This is a genomic window from Pseudomonas sp. UBA5666, assembly GCF_002420785.1.
Lineage (GTDB): Bacteria > Pseudomonadota > Gammaproteobacteria > Pseudomonadales > Pseudomonadaceae > Aquipseudomonas > Aquipseudomonas fulva.
In genome coordinates this window covers 562-929 of record NZ_DIIQ01000016.1, presented here as the reverse complement: position 1 = coordinate 929, position 368 = coordinate 562, and the positions used below count along the sequence as shown (strand labels likewise).

Sequence of the window (368 nt, the reverse complement as noted above, 5' to 3'; positions counted from 1 at the left end):
AGCCATCGCTGCGCTGGATGAAGGGCTTGAGGCGCACATCGAAACCCAGGTTGCGCAGTATCTGCTGAAACTGCTGCTGCTTGCTGTCGCCCCGATCGATGGCATAGGCCACCGCCTCGACGATCTGGCCTTCTCGGCTGACCTGGTTCCACAAGGCGGTGTAGTTGAAATGGCAACCGTGGGCCTGGCGCACGGTGTAATAGAGGTTCTGCACGTCGGCGAACAACGCGATCTTTTTCACCTTGGCACCTCGTCTGGCCGAATCGGGGCGGGTTCAGCGCCCCGCGAAGGCCAGCAGTATGCCAGAGCCGTCAGACGTAGGAATCGTCGTCGGAGAATAATCCACCGTCATCACCGCCGTAATCGGC

General features: G+C 60.3%; 1 protein-coding gene. It reads right to left on the bottom strand.

Features of this window, described 5'->3' with window-relative positions; all coding sequences use genetic code 11:
- On the bottom strand, positions 1–241 hold a 241-nt coding region (locus tag B2Y33_RS09725; protein WP_288632884.1), incomplete at its 3' end, for an NYN domain-containing protein.
- Positions 242–368: the final 127 nt, after the last annotated feature.